Source organism: Streptomyces sp. UH6 (assembly GCF_013421635.1).
Taxonomy (GTDB): domain Bacteria; phylum Actinomycetota; class Actinomycetes; order Streptomycetales; family Streptomycetaceae; genus Streptomyces; species Streptomyces abyssomicinicus.
Map to the genome: position 1 here is coordinate 1 of NZ_JACADT010000655.1, position 3,254 is coordinate 3,254.

At 73.4% G+C, this 3,254-nt stretch carries 4 protein-coding genes; 2 read left to right on the forward strand and 2 right to left on the reverse strand.

Annotation, left to right across the window (positions count from 1 at the left end; all coding sequences use genetic code 11):
* A partial coding sequence (locus tag HW445_RS23730; protein WP_306673350.1) for an NAD(P)H-hydrate epimerase occupies positions 1 to 203 on the reverse strand: 203 nt, incomplete at its 3' end.
* 22 nt (positions 204 to 225) lie between these two features.
* Positions 226 to 597: a holo-ACP synthase gene (locus tag HW445_RS23735; RefSeq protein WP_180222982.1), complete on the reverse strand. Its 372-nt coding sequence runs from the start codon at positions 595 to 597 to the stop codon at positions 226 to 228.
* Between the two features lie 191 nt (positions 598 to 788).
* On the opposite strand from HW445_RS23735, the gene HW445_RS23740 reads away from it, so the two are divergent.
* Positions 789 to 1,748, forward strand: coding sequence for a hypothetical protein (locus tag HW445_RS23740; RefSeq protein WP_180222983.1), 960 nt, complete (start codon positions 789 to 791; stop codon positions 1,746 to 1,748).
* Between the two features lie 14 nt (positions 1,749 to 1,762).
* The coding region (locus HW445_RS23745; protein WP_180222984.1) for a pitrilysin family protein at positions 1,763 to 3,254 on the forward strand (1,492 nt) is incomplete at its 3' end.

Here is a 3,254-nt window from a genome sequence, read left to right on the forward strand (position 1 = left end):
AGCGCGTCCCCGCCGTTGTCGCCGCTGCCGACCAGCAGGACCACCCGGCTGCCGTAGACCCGGCCCGCCGTCCGGCCCAGGACCTGGGCGCAGGCGGCGGCCAGCCCGGCGGCCGCCCGCTGCATCAACGCGCCCTCGGGAAGCCTCGCCATCAGCTCCCGCTCGGCCGCACGTACCGTCTCCACGCTGTAGGCACTCCGCATACAGCCGAGTCTTCCCCAGGAATCAGCCTTCCGCGATCACCACCGCCGAGGCCACACCCGCGTCATGACTGAGCGACACGTGCCAGGAACTCACGCCCAGTTCGGCGGCGCGGGCGGCGACCGTGCCGAAGACCCGCAGCCGGGGCTGCCCGCTCTCCTCCAGGTACACCTCGGCGTCCCGCCACTGGAGTCCGGGCGGCGCGCCCAGCGCCTTCGCCAGCGCCTCCTTGGCCGCGAACCGGGCGGCCAGCGAGGCGACGCCGCGGCGCTCGCCGCTGGGCAGTATCAGTTCGCTGTCGTTGAAGAGGCGTTGTGCCATGTGCGGGGTACGGGCGAGAGCGGCCTGGAACCGGTCAATCTCGGCCACGTCGATTCCGACGCCGATGATGCTCATGGCCCTCAGCCTACGGACGAACCCCGAACCCGTCGGGTCCTGTGGACAACCAGGTCAGGCCCGCACCCACCCTGTGGATAACTTTCCGCGACCGTCCCGCCCCCCTGTTAGCCTGCGGCGTCATCGATTCGAAGGGGACACGGCGCGCAGCCGGTCCGCCCGACACATCCGCGCGGCGTCCAGGGGGGCCGATGAGCAGCATCCACCAGACCACCGGTACGGTCACCGGTCCACCGCGTCTGGATCCGTACGAACTCCTGCCGGAGATGGCCGAACTGCGCACCGCGGTGGCCGGCCGCCACTGGCCGGCCGTGCAGGCCTTCTTCGACGCCCGCACGCCCGCGGACCAGACCTACGCCGCCGTCCTGGTCAGCGAGACGGCGGGGGTGGAGGCCTTCCTCGCCGAGGCCGCGGCCGCGCACCCGGCCGCCCCGCTGCCGCGCACGCTCCTCGCCTACCGGCAGGTGGTGATCGGCTGGGACATCCGCAGCGCGGACCGTGCCCGGAACGTCTCGCGTGACCAGTTCCGGCAGTTCCACGACTGGCTGCGCAAGGCCGAGCAGCTCCTCATCGACGTCTGCGCCGAGCAGCCGGCGTTCCCCCTGGCCTGGTACGTCCGCCTGATCACGGCACGTGGCCTGGAGCTCGGGCAGTCGGAGGCCCGCCGCCGCCACGACCGGCTCGCCGCCGTCTCCCCGCACCACCACGCCGCGCAGTCCCAGCTCCTCCAGCAGCTCTGCCCCAAGTGGGGCGGCTCCTGGGAACTGGCGCACGGCTTCGCCCGGGAGTGCGCGTCCGCCGCGCCCGACGGCTCCGTCTGCGCCGTGCTGGTGGCCGACGCGCACATCGAGCACTGGCTCGACCTGCCGTCCTCGGAGGACGAGGCCTACATGCGGGGCGTGCCGGTCCGCGACGACCTGCGCTTCGCCGCCGAGGTGTCCGTGTGGCACCCGGCCCACCGGCCGGACGCGAACTGGATATCGGCGCACAACACGTTCGCGATGGCCTTCTCGCTCGGCGGCCACCTCCAGGACGCCGCGCGTCACTTCGCCGTACTCGGCGACCGGGCCTGCACGTCGCCCTGGAACTACCTGGGCGACCCGAAGGCGATGTTCGCCAAGCACCGCAGAGCCGCGCTGGCAGCGCGCTGAGGGGGACCACCACCATGACCGTCGACACCACCGCCCAGGTCGCCGTCCTGCGGGAACTGGCCGGATACACCACCACCCAGGGGATACCGACCCTGTTCGCCCCGCGAGCGGGCAACGAGATCACCGCCGGCCTGTTCTTCCGGGTGGGCTGCGCGGACGAGACCCTGGCCACCGCCGGCATCACGCACCTGGTGGAGCACCTGGCCCTGCACCGCATCGGCCTGAGCGACGCGCACCACAACGGCGCCACCGCCAACGTCTTCACCCTCTTCCACGTCACCGGCACCGAGACCGAGGTGGTGGCGCACCTCAACTCCGTCTGCGCCTCCCTCCGCGACCTGCCCCTGGAGCGGCTGGAGACGGAGAAGGAGATCCTGCGCACGGAGGCCGCGGGCCGCAGCCGCGGCGTCAACCAGCAACTGCCGCTGTGGCGGTACGGCGCCCAGGGCTACGGCCTGTCCAGCTACTCCGAGCTGGGCACCTGGCGGTTGACGCCGGACGAGGTGCGGTGGTGGGCGCAGACCCGTTTCACCCGCGACAACGCGGTGCTCTGGATCACCGGCGACCACGTTCCCGACGGGCTGGACCTGACGCTCCCCGCCGGCCGCCGGATACCCGCCCCGGAGCCCAGCAGCGCCCTGCCGCAGACCCCCGCGTACATCGGGGGTGACGACGGCCAGGTGGTCCTCGACGCCGTGGTACGCCGTTCCACCGCCGCGTCGGTCTTCTCCGACGTGCTGGGGCGGGCGCTCTTCCGGGAGCTGCGCCAGGAGGGCGGCTACTCGTACGCGGTGGACGCCGACTACAGCCCCCGGGACGCCGGGTGGGCGACCGTGACCGCCTTCGCGGACGCGCTGCCGCAGAAGCAGGACGCGGTGACCGGCGCGTTCGTCGACGTGCTGGCGCGGCTGCGGGCCGGACGGATCGAACCGGCGGAGCTCGAGTCGGCGAAGGCCAAGGCGCTCAAGTCGCTGGACGGGCCCGACGTGGCGGCGCGCGCGCTGCCGTCGTGGGCGCTGAACCTGCTGATGGGGCACGAGATCCTGACCCCCGACCAGCACCGGGAGCAGATAGCCGCCGTGACCGTCGAGGACGTGCGCGACGTCGCCCGGGAGGCATGGTCCACCGCCCTGGTCCAGGTGCCGGGGCGGGACCTCGCCTGGGCCGGGTGCGCGTCGGCGCCCCAGTTCTCCGAGGCGGCGGTCGCCGGGACACGGCATCCGTCCCTGGAGGACGACCGGGTCACCCTGGTCATCGGCGCCGAGGGCGTCTCGCTGACGATGCCGGACGGGCCGGTGACCGTACGGTTCGACCGGTGCGTGGCGATGGCGGCCCGGCCCGACGGGGCGCGTGTGCTCACCGGGCCGGACGGCTTCCGGGTGGAGGTCGAGCCGACGCTCTTCAAGGGCGTCACCCCGGAGCGGATAGCGGCGATCGACGCCGCGGTGCCGACGGGGGCGGTCGTGCGCCTTCCCCCGCGGGAGGACGTTCCCCGGCCCCGCCCGC